At 41.2% G+C, this 14,297-nt stretch carries 13 protein-coding genes and 1 other RNA gene; 10 read left to right on the top strand and 4 right to left on the bottom strand.

Going from position 1 to position 14,297, the window contains the following annotated elements:
- Window positions 1-62 precede the first annotated feature (62 nt).
- On the top strand, window positions 63-266 hold the full coding sequence (locus ODU50_RS07345) for a cold-shock protein (RefSeq protein WP_004195223.1): 204 nt from the start codon (window positions 63-65) through the stop codon (window positions 264-266).
- A gap of 41 nt (window positions 267-307) precedes the next feature.
- Here the strand turns inward: ODU50_RS07345 and rsmG are convergent, their stop codons facing one another.
- Genes rsmG through recU form a run of 3 tightly spaced genes read right to left on the bottom strand, consistent with a single transcriptional unit; the run spans window position 308 to window position 3,852 of the window.
- Window positions 308-1,021: a 16S rRNA (guanine(527)-N(7))-methyltransferase RsmG gene (gene rsmG / locus ODU50_RS07350; RefSeq protein ID WP_105152854.1), complete on the bottom strand. Its 714-nt coding sequence runs from the start codon at window positions 1,019-1,021 to the stop codon at window positions 308-310.
- 58 nt (window positions 1,022-1,079) lie between these two features.
- Window positions 1,080-3,254: a penicillin-binding protein PBP1A gene (gene pbp1a, locus ODU50_RS07355; RefSeq protein WP_161947047.1), complete on the bottom strand. Its 2,175-nt coding sequence runs from the start codon at window positions 3,252-3,254 to the stop codon at window positions 1,080-1,082.
- Window positions 3,235-3,852: a Holliday junction resolvase RecU gene (gene recU, locus ODU50_RS07360; RefSeq protein WP_004194173.1), complete on the bottom strand. Its 618-nt coding sequence runs from the start codon at window positions 3,850-3,852 to the stop codon at window positions 3,235-3,237. The genes pbp1a and recU overlap by 20 nt, the downstream gene beginning before the upstream one ends.
- Window positions 3,853-3,917: 65 nt before the next feature.
- On the opposite strand from recU, the gene ODU50_RS07365 reads away from it, so the two are divergent.
- The 5 genes from ODU50_RS07365 to ODU50_RS07385 all read left to right on the top strand — a co-directional run bounded on the left by ODU50_RS07365 (window position 3,918) and on the right by ODU50_RS07385 (window position 8,038).
- A complete protein-coding gene (locus ODU50_RS07365; RefSeq protein ID WP_044671544.1) occupies window positions 3,918-4,457 on the top strand; it encodes a DUF1273 domain-containing protein in 540 nt (179 codons plus the stop codon).
- Window positions 4,458-4,527: 70 nt separating this feature from the next.
- Window positions 4,528-4,863, top strand: a complete 336-nt coding sequence (gene gpsB, locus ODU50_RS07370) for a cell division regulator GpsB (protein WP_004194167.1) — start codon at window positions 4,528-4,530, stop codon at window positions 4,861-4,863.
- Between the two features lie 138 nt (window positions 4,864-5,001).
- Window positions 5,002-5,366: RNase P RNA component class B (rnpB, locus tag ODU50_RS07375), an RNA gene on the top strand.
- A 53-nt stretch (window positions 5,367-5,419) separates the two neighbouring features.
- Complete coding sequence (locus tag ODU50_RS07380; protein WP_398581382.1) at window positions 5,420-6,586, top strand: class I SAM-dependent RNA methyltransferase; 1,167 nt, start codon at window positions 5,420-5,422, stop codon at window positions 6,584-6,586.
- Between the two features lie 9 nt (window positions 6,587-6,595).
- Entirely contained in the window at window positions 6,596-8,038 is a 1,443-nt protein-coding gene (locus ODU50_RS07385) for a cell division site-positioning protein MapZ family protein (protein ID WP_044759393.1), read from the top strand.
- Window positions 8,039-8,257: 219 nt separating this feature from the next.
- Here the strand turns inward: ODU50_RS07385 and ODU50_RS07390 are convergent, their stop codons facing one another.
- A complete protein-coding gene (locus ODU50_RS07390) occupies window positions 8,258-8,740 on the bottom strand; it encodes an S-ribosylhomocysteine lyase (protein ID WP_004194159.1) in 483 nt (160 codons plus the stop codon).
- Between the two features lie 129 nt (window positions 8,741-8,869).
- Between ODU50_RS07390 and ODU50_RS07395 the strand changes: the two genes are divergently transcribed.
- The 4 genes from ODU50_RS07395 to ODU50_RS07410 all read left to right on the top strand — a co-directional run bounded on the left by ODU50_RS07395 (window position 8,870) and on the right by ODU50_RS07410 (window position 14,178).
- On the top strand, window positions 8,870-10,483 hold the full coding sequence (locus tag ODU50_RS07395; RefSeq protein ID WP_024384085.1) for a ribonuclease Y: 1,614 nt from the start codon (window positions 8,870-8,872) through the stop codon (window positions 10,481-10,483).
- A 147-nt stretch (window positions 10,484-10,630) separates the two neighbouring features.
- Window positions 10,631-11,257 (top strand): guanylate kinase, encoded by a 627-nt coding sequence (gmk, locus tag ODU50_RS07400; protein ID WP_024384084.1) that lies wholly within the window; start codon window positions 10,631-10,633, stop codon window positions 11,255-11,257.
- 23 nt (window positions 11,258-11,280) lie between these two features.
- Window positions 11,281-11,595, top strand: coding sequence for a DNA-directed RNA polymerase subunit omega (gene rpoZ / locus ODU50_RS07405; RefSeq protein WP_004194153.1), 315 nt, complete (start codon window positions 11,281-11,283; stop codon window positions 11,593-11,595).
- Between the two features lie 192 nt (window positions 11,596-11,787).
- Window positions 11,788-14,178 carry a primosomal protein N' gene (locus tag ODU50_RS07410; RefSeq protein WP_105152852.1) on the top strand — a complete coding sequence of 797 codons (2,391 nt, stop codon included), beginning with the start codon at window positions 11,788-11,790 and terminating at the stop codon, window positions 14,176-14,178.
- Window positions 14,179-14,297 lie beyond the last annotated feature (119 nt).

The following is a 14,297-nucleotide window of genomic DNA, read 5'->3' on the forward strand; positions in this document are numbered from 1 at the left end:
AGTTTCATCTTTTGTTTTTCCTCTTGATAAGTTTTACAAATAAATAAAAAGAGGTAACACAAATGGTGCAAGGTACAGTTAAATGGTTTAATGCAGAAAAGGGATTTGGTTTTATTGCTCAAGAAAACGGTCCAGATGTATTTGCACACTTTTCTGAAATTCAGTCTAATGGTTTTAAATCTTTGGAAGATGGTCAAAAAGTGACATTTGAAGTGGAGCAAGGCCAACGTGGTCTTCAAGCAACCAATATTACAAAAATTGGATAATAAAAGAGCGGGTTTCTTAGTGAAACTCGCTTTTCTTATGTTTAAAGGGGTCTTTTATTTGGCATACCAGCTCTGCGTGGAAACTTATTTGGAGTTTCCTTTTTCTTTTCGACGATGGTCAATGTTCGAGGGTCGCCATTTGGAAGAGTATAGTCGTGGTTTTCGATGACTTTTGCGAAGAGGAGATTGAGTGCGTTTTTTGCCTGGGTCAATTCATCTTCTGCGCTGGACGCCTTGAGTGCAATTAATTTTCCGTTGAGCTTCAAATAAGGGATAGTCAATTCAGAAAGAATCTGCATGCGGGCAACTGCGCGTGCTGTGACAAGGTCAAATTGTGCACGGAAGTTCTTATCTTGTGCAAAGTCTTCTGCACGACCATGATAGAAATGAACACCTTCGAGCTCTAGTTCTTCGGCAAGCAAATGTAAAAAGTTAATTCGTTTATTAAGAGAATCAATGATGGTAACATCTAGTTGCGGAAAGATAATCTTCATAGGTAGGCTAGGAAATCCAGCTCCAGCTCCAATATCTAAAAGCCGAAGAGGTTCGTTCTGAATATGGCCTTGCAAGATTGGAGCGATAGAATCGTAGAAATGCTTCAGATAGACTTCGCTTTCCTCGGTAATAGCTGTCAGATTGATTTTTTCATTCCATTCCACTAATAGTTGGAAATAGCGATGAAATTGGTGTTTTTGTTGGTCGGTTAATTGAATACCTTGGTCTGCCAAGGTTTTATAAAATACTTCAGGTTTCATAATCTTATCTTATCATAATTTAAGCAAAAGAAAAACCCAGAAGAGTCTGGGAATTTTCTTATTGACCATCTGTCTGTCCCGTCGCAGGATTGTTTCCTGTTGTTGCAGTTTCAGTTGAAGAAGTTGCAGTCTCGGTGGAAGTTCCAGATGATGTTTCGCTTGATGTTGTCGTCGCTTCGGCCGTTTCACTAGTTTCAGTCGAACTAGAAGAACTTGTACTATAGCTAGTGTACGTGTTATAAGCATTGGATAGTGAGCGACTACCTCTGAGATAGTAGTTGGAACCGTAACGTACGAGTCCGCTTGGCATCTCCCAATCGGTAGCTGTATAGTCCGAATGCATAAAGAGCATCATATTGTGGTAGACATCTGTTACAATTCGCATGCTGTTATCAAGGATAGGAGTCATACGATTGGTATATCCGGTCCAAACAGCCATTGCATACTGACTAGAATATCCAACAAAGTTTTCATCAGGAACGACCATGTAGCTATAATTTGCTTCTGGAATTGCAGCTAGAATAGTATCCGTTTCGCTATCGGTATAGTTTGATGTACCTGTTTTACCTGCCATAGGAACTCCACTAACAGAAGCGTTTAATCCATAACCGTAAGACATAACAGCCTTCATCATATCGGTCATCATGTAGGCTGTTTCGGCAGACATGACTTGAGTACCTTGAGGAGCGTATTCTGTTACTGTTCCATCACTAAAGACAATTTTATTGACATACTGCGGAGCGTAGTATGTGCCGCCATTGGCAAAAGCGGCGTAGGCAGCAGCCATCTTTTCACTACTTGCCCCGTACTGGCTACCAGTGTCGGATGTATTACTTGAAATAGCATTAGAGTAATGAATATCAGGGTAATCGATACCAACGCTATTCAAAAATTTCAAGGCATTTTCTAAGCCTGTAGCTTCCAATGCTTTAACGGCTGTAACATTTCGAGAATACTGAATAGCAGTCTTAACAGAGATATTACCATAGTATTGTTTATCCCAGTTATTGACAGGAGTTGTTGTACCAGGATAGTTATAAGGACCGTCTAAGATTAAATCTGCTGTAGATGTATAAATGCCGTTTTCAAAAGCAGGAGCATAGTCTGTGATTGGCTTCATTGTAGAACCGAAGTCGCGGTTGGTCTCAACGGCTTGGTTGGTACCAAATGAGACGTTTGTTTCTTGTTTACGACCACCTAATTGCGCAACGACTTTACCATTAGAAACATCCACAACCGTTGAAGCTACCTGTAATAAATCATCTGGATAGCTGACATACATATCTGTATTGTAGATATTCCAAAGTTGTTGCTGGGCGGCAGGATCGACGTTCGTATAGACATCCATCCCTGTTGTCAGCAAGTTGTAACCTGTTTTTTCTTCAACTTCTTCAACGACTTGTTTCAGATAGTTGTCCATATAAGCAGGATAAGCAGCTGCATTAGATAGTGGTTGCAAACCATCTGTTACAGGTGTTAGAATAGCTTGTTCATACTGGGTATTATCAATGTACTTTTCTTCCAGCATCTCAGCCAATACCAAATCGCGACGTGCTTTTGCATCTTCTGGATTGGTATAAGGATCATATTGGTTTGGCGCTTGGGGCATTCCTGCTAAAAGAGCTAATTGAGGAAGAGTCAAATCTTTTAACTCTTTTCCATAAAAAGCAAGAGCAGCAGTCTTCATACCGTAATTACCATTTGACATATACACCTTGTTGATGTAGTAGGTCAAAATCTCTTGTTTGGTATTGCGGCGTTCCAATTGAGTAGCCAGCCAAGCCTCTTGAATTTTCCGTTTTAGATTTTGATCTTCTACGGATGTCGAGAAATAAGTCAGCTTGATAAACTGTTGGTCAAGTGTCGAGCCACCCTGCAAATGTCCTCCACTCAGGTTATTAATCAGGGAACCTGCAATACGAATCACGTCAACCCCTCTATGATTGAAGAAGCGTTGGTCTTCGATTGCGACAATCGCATTTACCAAGTCTGTTGGAATTTCTTCAGTCTTGGCACTCGAACGTTTTTCTGCTCCTAAATCTGCAATAAGATTTCCGTTCTTATCGTAAATTTTACTTGACACAGTTGCTGTCAAAGATTCTTCTGTCAATTCTGGAGCGCTTTGGATGTAGTAAACAACCAATGCAGCTCCGGCCAGGCAGGCAATGATAGCCCCCGCAAGTAAAATATTTGCAGTGATTAGAAGAGCTTTTTTAATTGTTGTAGTTTTCAAAAGATTCACCACCTAATAGATTTTTTTCAACGATTTCCAGATATGGGATGCTGGGGAAACGCCCCATTTGAATCTCAAAGCCGTATTGTCGAATAAAGGTTAGGGGCATCGACTTACTACCCATGTCTACTTGATAAAATTCGATCAAATGAGTGGCTGGCAAGAGATAGGTTTCTTTTAATGTTGAAAAGTGAAGAAGGACAAAACAAATGCCACCTTGTTTAACAACCTGTTTCATGTGTTCGATCTGATGCGCATGAAAATTTTTCATGGGCATGGATGCTTTTTGGCGTGTCTCTTTCGCTTCAAAATCAATATAATGTCTTTTAAAAACACCAGAGTAGTCTGTGGTAGATGCCTGTCGAAAGTATGCTTCGACAATCTTAGCACGGCTCCGTTTGGGGTAATCAACTTTTACAATTTGCACGGGAGTTGGCTTCTTGTGAATGACAGCAATATCGTGCGCAAGGTAATATTGATTGCTATCGTTGATAGCGGCCTCAAAAGACATTCCGCGATTAGCAAAGTTTACTCGCTGGGATGAAATAGGACTGGTTCTATTGATTTTTTTTGACACCTTATGAGGATAATTGACCATAGAACTCCTTCTTGATAAAATAATATCAGCATATTATACCATAATTAGCGAAAAGAGTACAAGAAATGGATACTAAGAGCCTTTTGGTAACAGGTTATAGACATACAGACCTGGGAATTTTTTCAGAAAAAGATCCTCGACTGCACATTATTAAATCTGCAATTCGTAGGAATTTTATTCGTTTTTTAGAAGAGGGTGTTAGTTGGTTTATACTGACAGGTCAATTGGGTTTTGAATACTGGTCCTTAGAAGTCTTAGAAGATTTACGAGCCGAGGGGTATCAACTGAGTATTGCAACAATATTTCCATTTGAAAATCATGGCGAACAGTGGAATGAGGCTAACCAAGCAAAGTTAGCACGGTTTAAGCAGGTTGATTTTGTAAAGTATGCCTATCCACGCTATGAAAACCCAGGGCAATTTAGAGACTATAACCAGTTTTTACTGGATAATACGACAGGTTGTTATTTGTTTTACGATTCTGAAAATGAAACCAATTTGAAATATTTATATCACATGGTCTTAAAGAAAGAAGAATATAATAGAAAAACGCTTACCTTTGAAGAATTGAATGAGGAGGCTGAAAATTTTTCAAATTCTGAGTGATTTGACTTGATTTTTCCTTATTTTTTTTAATATAATAGGAGTAGTGACGTTTTAGATTAGGGAGAGAGAGATGGCAAGTATTAAATTTACGACAAAAGATATTTTCGAGCAAGATTTTAAAATTGGTTTTCGTGGCTATGATCAAGATGAAGTGAACGATTTTCTTGATGATATTATGAAAGACTATGATGCTTATGAAGCGATTATCAAGGAATTAAAAGGCGAAATTGCTCGATTGAAAGCGCAGGCAGCAAATTCTCCCAAAACAACTCTTCCTACTGAAGAATCGAATGACGTATTGCGTACGGAACGTCCATCTTCAGCGACAAACTTTGATATTCTCCGCCGTCTGAATCGTCTGGAGAAAGAAGTATTTGGAAAACAAATCGTTCAGGATCAAGAATAGAAAATTGTACCCCTAAACTGACACTTTATTCGCAGTTATTTTCTTGTACACAAATACATTCTGTATTTGTGTACAAGATATTCCTTGATTTAAAGTGGCTTGCTTTGTAGATACAACTTCTAAGATAATTAAGGTGCAATTTTTGGATAATCGCGTGGTAGTTTTCTACCATGAGGAAAGTCCATGCTAGCACTGGCTGAGATGCCAGTAGTGTTTGTGCTAGGCGAATCAATAAGCCTAGGGACGCCCTTGGGCGTTACGGCGGTTAAAATGGCTAAGTCTTTTGATATGCCAGAGTAGATCTGAAAGTGCCACAGTGACGAAGTTTTTATGGAAACGTAAAAAATGGAACGCGGTAAACCCCTCAAGCTAGCAACCCAAACTTTGGTCGGGGCATGGGATGGATGGAAATGAACAGAAATCCTGACTGTTTAGACAGTAGACAGATGATTATCGAAGGTGGTAGAACCTAGTACCACCGGAACAAAACATGGCTTACAGAAAATTGCATAAAATAGGTAGCTAGCTCTGCTAGCTTTTATTGTAGAGGAAAAAAATGAAAAAACAATTTGAGTTGATTGCAACGGTAGCAGCTGGTCTGGAAGCGGTTGTGGGTCGAGAAATTCGTAATCTCGGCTATGAATGTCAAGTGGAAAATGGCCGTGTTCGATTCCAAGGAGATGTAAAATCCATTATCGAAACCAATATCTGGCTGCGTTCAGCAGATAGAATTAAAATCATTGTTGGACAATTTCCAGCAAAGACTTTTGAAGAGTTGTTCCAAGGAGTTTTTAACTTGGATTGGGAAAATTACTTGCCTCTAGGCTGCAAGTTCCCCATTTCCAAGGCCAAATGTGTCAAATCGAAATTGCATAATGAACCAAGTGTGCAGGCTATTTCTAAGAAAGCAGTTGTAAAGAAACTGCAGAAACACTTCTCTCGTCCCGAAGGGGTTCCCTTGCAAGAGATGGGGGCAGAGTTTAAAATTGAAGTGTCAATTTTGAAAGATGCGGCGACAGTCATGATTGATACGACAGGTTCTAGTTTGTTCAAACGTGGTTATCGGGTGGAAAAAGGTGGCGCACCAATCAAAGAAAATATGGCAGCTGCTATTTTGCAATTATCGAATTGGTATCCAGATAAACCGCTTATTGACCCTACTTGCGGCTCGGGAACTTTCTGTATTGAGGCAGCTATGTTGGCAAAAAATATAGCCCCAGGCTTGAAGAGAAGTTTTGCATTTGAGGAATGGCCGTGGGTTGAGGATCAATTGGTGGCTGCATTACGCAAAGAAGCGCAAGCTTCTATCAAAACAGATTTGGTATTAGATATTGCTGGTTCAGATATTGATGCTCGTATGATTGAAATTGCGAAGAAGAATGCATTTGCGGCAGGAGTTGAGCAGGATATTGTTTTCAAGCAAATGCGTGTGCAAGACTTGCGTTCAGATAAAATTAATGGTGTCATCATTTCTAATCCACCTTACGGAGAACGTTTGTTGGATGATGAAGCCATTGTTACCCTTTATCGAGAAATGGGGCAGACTTTTGAACCACTCAAAACATGGTCTAAGTTTATTCTAACTAGTGATGAGTTGTTTGAAACCCGTTTTGGACAGCAAGCGGATAAGAAGCGCAAACTGTATAATGGTACCCTAAAAGTGGATCTTTATCAATTTTTTGGTCAACGAGTGAAACGTCAAGTGCAAGAAGTGCAAGGATAGGAGGACATCGTGGGAGAAAAAAATAGTCATCATCTTCCTTTGGATGAGGAGAAAGTTTTAGATTTTGAAGTGGCGAAAGATTTAACAATCGAAGAAGCAGTCAAAAAACATAAGGAAATTGAAGCGGGTGTGACAGAAGATGATGGTCTCTTGGATCGTTATATCAAGCAACACCGCGCAGAAATTGAATCTCAAAAATTTGAAACCAAAATCAATCATCTTCCTTTAGTTGAGGTGGCTGATGAGGAAAAAAGTCAAGGACATGAAAGCGCGGAAGAGGTAGAAGCAAATGAGTCTTCTCTTACGGAAGTTAGTGAGGAGATTGCTCCTATTGTAGAAGAACTTTCGGTAACTCCGATGGAAACCTTGGAAGAAACAGTGATTGCAAGTACTGTAGCAATGGAGGGGTTATCTTCAGTGGCAGATGATTCTAGTTTAGAATTGGAAGAAGATGAAGCCGAAGACTTGGACCATAGTGAGGGCGCAGATAGGGACCAGAAAAAGAAATTTTACTTCTGGTCAGCAGTAGGGCTTTCAATGATTGGTGTAATGGCGACGGCGCTGGTTTGGATGAATTCGGTTAACAAATCGAATACTGCGACTTCTTCAAGTTCAACAAGTACAAGCCAGACATCATCGACAGCATCAAGTTCGACAGATGCGAATGTGACCGCTTTTGAACAGCTCTATAATAGTTTCTTTACGGATAGTAGTTTGACCAAGCTAAAAAATTCAGAGTTTGGTAAATTAGCAGAACTGAAAGTGCTGTTGGAAAAATTGGATAAGAATTCGGACAGTTATACCAAAGCTAAAGAACAGTATGATCATCTTGAAAAAGCCATTGCAGCCATTCAGGCCATTAATGGTCAGTTTGATAAAGAAGTCGTTGTTAATGGTGAAATTGATACAACGGCGACGGTTAAATCAGGAGAATCTCTTTCTGCGACAACGACAGGGATTAGTGCGGTTGACAGTCTATTGGCATCGGTCGTGAATTTTGGTCGTTCACAACAGGAAGTCGCTTCGGCTACGGTAGCAAGTGAGGCTGCAGTCACAAGCAACCAAACTGTATCTACTGGTGTACCAGCGACAACAGAAGTCGCTTCAACAACGGTTTCAGGCTCAACAACCGACTTTGGTGTTGCCGTGCCAGCTGGTGTCGTCTTGCAACGTGACCGCAGTCGTGTTCCTTATAATCAAGCAATGATTGATGATGTAAACAATGAAGCATGGAATTTCAATCCAGGTATTCTTGAAAATATTGTGACGATCTCGCAACAACGTGGGTATATAACAGGCAATCAATATATATTGGAAAAAGTCAATATTATCAACGGCAATGGCTACTACAATATGTTTAAACCAGATGGGACCTACTTGTTCTCTATAAATTGTAAGACAGGTTACTTTGTCGGTAATGGTGCTGGTCATTCTGATGCCTTGGATTATTAAACAAAAAAGCGGTTTACCCGCTTCGGATTGAAGAAAAAGTCCATTTTGGACAATTTTCTTCAATCTTTTTTTCTTTATGTTGAAAATAAAAAACTCTCAGAAACGCCGAAATATCAATGTTTCTAAGAGTTTAATGACTTGCTATCTTTCGCAAACTTCTTCAATTTTTTATATTTTTAGGAGTTTGTCTACGTTCTGAGCGGTTTATCCGCTTTTTTGTTAGATTGGTTTTCTTTCAAAGGCGTCGGTAGAGATTCCTTGAGAAAGGATTAGTTTGGCCCATTCTTTAGCTGAATGAAGGCTGTGGTCTTTGTAGTTACCGCATGATTCAATGGTTGTCCCAGGAACGTCCTCCCAAGTGATACCTTCTGCAATTTCTTCCAAACTCGACTTAATGACTTGAGCAATCTTTTCAGAGTCTTGTTTTCCCCACATAATCATGTGGAAACCTGTCCGACACCCGAAAGGAGAGCAGTCGATTAGCCCGTCGATGCGCTGGCGAATTAGTTTAGCTAATAGATGCTCGATGGTATGTAGACCAGCTGTATCCATTGCATTTTCGTTGGGTTGGATAAGGCGAATATCAAAGTTTGTAATAATGTCTCCTTTGGGTCCGACTTCTTCAGAAATTAAGCGGATGTAAGGTGCTTTTACAATAGTGTGGTCTAGCTCGAAGCTTTCGACAGTGACTTCTTTTTTCATGTTTTCCTCCAAATAAGTGATGAATTTATTATACCATATTTGACAATTTGGAATTGTGAAATCGTTTCAAATATGATAAAATAGATACAGATTTTGTGAAAATCGAATTATAAAAAAAGAGGTAGAAATATGGATATCATTACAGTAGTAGTGACACTTGTTTCTGCTCTCATTGGTTTAGTATTAGGTTACTTTGCCATTTCTTTGAAGATGAAATCTGCAAAAGAAACTGCAGAATTGACACTTTTAAACGCAGAACAAGAAGCTAGTAATGTTCGTGGTCGAGCAGAAGAGCAGGCTGAGGTTATTCTAAAAACAGCTGAGCGCGATCGCCAGACCTTGAAAAAAGAATTACTCTTGGAAGCTAAGGAAGAAGCTCGTAAGTACCGAGAAGAAATTGCAGAAGAATTTAAGTCAGAACGTCAAGAGTTGAAGCAAATCGAATCACGCTTGACAGAGCGGGCAACCAGCTTGGACCGCAAAGACGATAATTTGACCAACAAGGAAAAGACTTTGGAACAAAAGGAACAAAGTCTGACCGATAAAGCTAAGCACATTGATGAGCGTGAACAAGAAGTTGTAAAACTCGAAGAACAAAAAGCTTTGGAGTTAGAACGAGTGGCGGCCCTCAGTCAAGAAGAGGCGAAGGAAATCATCCTTACCGATACACGTGATAAATTGACGCATGAAATTGCGACTCGTATCAAGGAAGCAGAGCGTGAAGTAAAAGAACGTTCTGACAAGATGGCAAAGGACTTGTTAGCCCAAGCGATGCAACGCATATCAGGTGAATATGTGGCTGAGCAGACGATTACATCGGTTCATTTACCGGATGATGCGATGAAGGGACGGATTATTGGACGTGAGGGTCGAAATATTCGTACCTTTGAAAGTCTCACAGGTATCGATGTTATCATTGATGATACGCCGGAAGTGGTTGTTCTATCAGGTTTTGATCCGATTCGCCGTGAGATTGCCCGTATGACCATGGAGACCTTGCTTCAAGATGGTCGTATTCATCCAGCTCGTATTGAGGAGTTGGTTGAGAAACACCGTGTAGAGATGGATAACCGTATTCGTGAGTATGGGGAAGCTGCTGCTTATGAAGTTGGGGCACCAAACCTTCATCCAGACTTGATTAAAATCATGGGACGTTTGCATTTCCGTACCTCTTATGGACAAAATGTTCTTCGCCACTCAATCGAAGTTGCTAAATTAGCAGGTGTACTTGCTGCTGAATTGGGCGAGAATGTGAATTTGGCACGTCGAGCTGGTTTCCTACATGACGTTGGTAAAGCTATTGACCGTGAGGTGGATGGAAGCCACGTTGAAATTGGTACAGAATTGGCTAAGAAATATAAAGAGAATCCAATTGTTATCAATGCGATTGCTAGTCACCATGGCGATGTAGAAGCGACAAGTACTATCGCAGTCATTGTGGCTGCGGCAGATGCTCTGAGCGCTGCTCGTCCAGGTTCGCGTCGTGAATCTATGGAAGCTTACATCAAACGTCTGCAAGACTTGGAAGAAATCGCCAACAGTTTTGAAGGGATTAAACAATCCTATGCTATTCAGGCTGGTCGTGAAATTCGGATTATCGTTCATCCTAACAAGGTCACTGATGATCAGATTACCATTTTGGCCCATGATGTTCGTGAGAAAATTGAAAATAACCTGGATTATCCAGGAAATATCAAAATCACAGTTATTCGTGAAACAAGAGCAACAGATGTTGCTAAGTAAATGTAGAAGAGTCCGAAGGGCTCTTTTTCTACTGGCTCAAAGTTCGTTTAGGGTTGGGAATAGAAAATATTCTAATCGTATTTAAAAGCAGTTGAAATTCATGCTAAATTTTGTTACACTAGAATGAAAGATTTAAAAGGAGATATCATGAAAGAGCGAGGCTTACTCATTGTCTTTTCTGGCCCATCTGGTGTTGGAAAAGGAACAGTTCGAAAGGAAATTTTTGAAAGCTCTGATAATAAATTTGAATATTCTGTATCCATGACGACACGTCCACAGAGACCGGGAGAAGTTGATGGAGTTGACTATTTCTTCCGTAGTCGTGAGGAATTTGAAGATTTGATTCGCCAGGGTCAAATGTTGGAATATGCAGAGTACGTTGGAAATTACTATGGAACACCTCTGACCTATGTCAATGAAACTCTTGATAAGGGAATTGATGTCTTTTTAGAAATTGAAGTACAGGGTGCCCTCCAAGTGAAGAAAAAGGTTCCAGATGGGGTGTTCATTTTCTTGACACCACCTGACTTGGAGGAGTTGCAAGATCGCTTGATTGGTCGCGGAACGGATAGTGAGGAAATTATTGCTCAACGTATCGAACGTGCCAAGGAAGAGATCGCCTTGATGCGTGAGTATGATTATGCAGTTGTGAACGATGAAGTCCCGTTGGCTGCTGAGCGTGTCAAGCGTATTATCGAAGCAGAACATTTCCGTGTAGACCGAGTGATTGGTCGCTACGATGAAATGATTCGTGAACAGATAGCAGAACGATAAAAGAAAGAAGAGAGAATCGCATTATGATGTTGAAGCCGTCAATTGATACCTTGTTGGATAAGGTACCATCTAAGTATTCTTTGGTTATTCTTGAGGCTAAGCGTGCCCATGAATTGGAAGCAGGTGCCAAACCAACTCAAGAATTCACCTCAGTGAAATCCACCCTACGCGCCTTGGAAGAAATTGAATCAGGTAATGTAGTTATCCACCCAGACCCAGAAGCGAAACGTGAGGCTGTTCGTCGCCGTGCCGAAGAGGCTAAACGTTTGGCGGAAGAAGAAGAGCGTAAAATCAAAGCTCAAATTGCTAAAGAAAAAGAAGAAGGCGAAAAGATTTAGAAACAAGACTCGGTTGGGATTGCCATCCGGGTTTCTTTTCACTTTCGGAATGATGGAAGTTTTGACAGAAAGGAGGTAGGTCATTTAGCTTATCTTTTAATATTTGCTCCAACTAATAGTTGGAGGTTATACATAAAGTGAACCTTGTTCGCATCAGTCGTGGTATTAGAAGGTAAAATAAATGGAGATGGTATGTTAGCACAGATTATTGTAGACGTCCCTTTGATGCAGACAGATCAAGCTTATTCCTATCGAGTTCCAGCTGAGTTGGAAGAGGGGCTCAAGGTTGGCGTGCGTGTCCATGTACCCTTTGGTAAGGGAAATCGGCTGATTCAAGGGATTGTAGTTGACTTGATTGATGAAGATGATGAAAATAACTTACAAGACTTGAAAGAGCTTGCCGAGGTTTTGGACTATAGTCCTGTTCTCAATCAAGAGCAATTTTGGTTGGCGGACCAGATGAGAAAGTCGGTCTTCTCCTATAAAATTACTCTCTTAAAATCCATGTTACCCAGCTTGCTCAATTCGACCTATGACAAATTGCTCCGTCCAGGGCTTGGTTTGGAAATAGCAGAGCAGATTAGTCTGTTTGGTGATAAGGAGCAGATTCGTTTTTCTGACTTGGACGTGACAGAGCAAGGGAAAATCATGCGTCTGGCCCAGTCAGGAAAAATCTTGGTAGACTATGTGGCCAAGGATAAAAAGCAAATCAAGACAGAAAAATGGTACCGAGTTTGTCTGGAGAAATTACGAGAAGCAGACATTAGCAATCGGGCTAAAAAACGGCAGCAGTTAAGGGAATTTCTTCTGGAACAGTCGGAAGACCAGCTCCTTTCAAACCTAAAATCGTACTATTCAGCTGATACGCTCCGCTATTTCCAAGAAAAAGGCTATATAGAAGTCTGGGAAGAGGAAGTGTCGCGGACTCAGGGTGTTTTTGATAAGGTAGAAAAAACGCAGGCCTTGGATTTGAATCCAGAGCAGGCCATTGCGGTTCGGGAGATTGTGGCCTCTATCGGTCAGGAAAGTCAGACATTTCTACTGCAAGGAGTGACAGGTTCTGGGAAGACGGAAGTTTATCTTCAGGTTATTGATAGGGTCTTGAAAATGGGGAAAACGGCTATTATGCTGGTGCCTGAAATTTCCTTGACCCCTCAGATGACCAATCGTTTTATTTCTCGTTTTGGCCAGCAGGTCGCCATTTTGCACTCGGGCTTGTCTGATGGTGAGAAGTACGATGAGTGGCGGAAGATTGAGGCGGGGAATGCTCAGGTGGTTGTCGGGGCCCGCTCGGCTATTTTTGCCCCTTTGACAAACTTGGGTGTTATCATCATTGATGAGGAGCATGAGGCGACCTACAAGCAGGACAGCAATCCACGCTACCATGCGCGTGATGTGGCAAAGTTGCGGGCGGATTATAATCGAGCGACCCTGGTCTTGGGGTCTGCTACGCCGAGTCTTGAAACACGGGCTCGGGCTAGTCGAGGAGTCTATGGAAGACTGACTCTTAACCAGAGGGCCAATCCCTTGGCTCGTATTCCAGAAGTGGAAGTTGTGGATTTCCGTGATTATATCGGTCAGCAGGAGGCTAGTAATTTTACCCCTGTTCTGATTGAAAAGATAAGAGAAAAATTGGCTCGTAAGGAACAGGTCGTTCTTATGTTGAATAGGCGTGGTTATTCTTCTTTTGTCATGTGTCGTGATTGCGGGAGTGTTGACCAGTGTCCCAACTGTGATATTTCACTTACGCTCCATATGGACACAAAAACGATGAATTGCCATTATTGTGGTTTTCAAAAGGGGATTCCTCAGACCTGTCCAAACTGTCAAAGTCGTTCTATTCGTTATTATGGGACGGGTACGCAAAAGGCCTACGATGAATTGCAGGAGCTCTTGCCAGAAGCTAGAATTTTGCGTATGGATGTGGATACTACCAAGAAAAAAGGTGCTCATGAGGACTTGCTCGAACGGTTTGGTCGAGGAGAAGCGGAAATTCTTCTGGGAACCCAGATGATTGCCAAGGGGCTGGATTTTCCGAATGTGACCCTAGTTGGCGTGCTTAATGCGGATACGGCTCTGAGTTTGCCTGATTTTCGGTCTTCTGAGCGGACCTTCCAGTTGCTAACTCAGGTAGCTGGTCGGGCTGGTCGAGCTGATAAGGAAGGGGAGGTCCTGATTCAGACCTATAACCCCAATCATTATGCTATTGCTTTTGCCAAAGAGCAGGATTATGAAGGTTTCTATCGTTATGAGATGGGCATTCGGAAAAATCTTGGTTATCCACCTTACTATTTTACGGTGGGTCTAACCTTTTCGCACAAGTCAGAAGAATTTGTCGTGAAAAAAGCCTATGAAACTGTAGCCTTTCTCCGTCAACACTTAACGGAGGCTATCCAAATCTTGGGACCGACGCCCAAGCCTATTGCCAGAACCCATAATCTCTACCACTACCAGATTATCTTGAAATACCGGCATGAAGACCGTTTGGAAGAGGTATTGAATCAGATTTTGGATTGGACACAGGAGAGAGAAAATCAAGATTTGCGGCTGGTGATTGATAATGAACCGCAGAATATGATGTGAGGTCACTATTGACCTTGCATTTTTTTGTTTTAAGAACCTTTGATTAAGGAAAAAATAAGCAAAAATGATATAATTAGGGGATAGTATAATTGATATGAATCAGAAAATGAAAAGGAGAT

Origin of the sequence: Streptococcus sp. 2020WUSS084, assembly GCF_044427445.1 — a bacterium.
In the GTDB taxonomy this organism is placed as follows: domain Bacteria; phylum Bacillota; class Bacilli; order Lactobacillales; family Streptococcaceae; genus Streptococcus; species Streptococcus suis.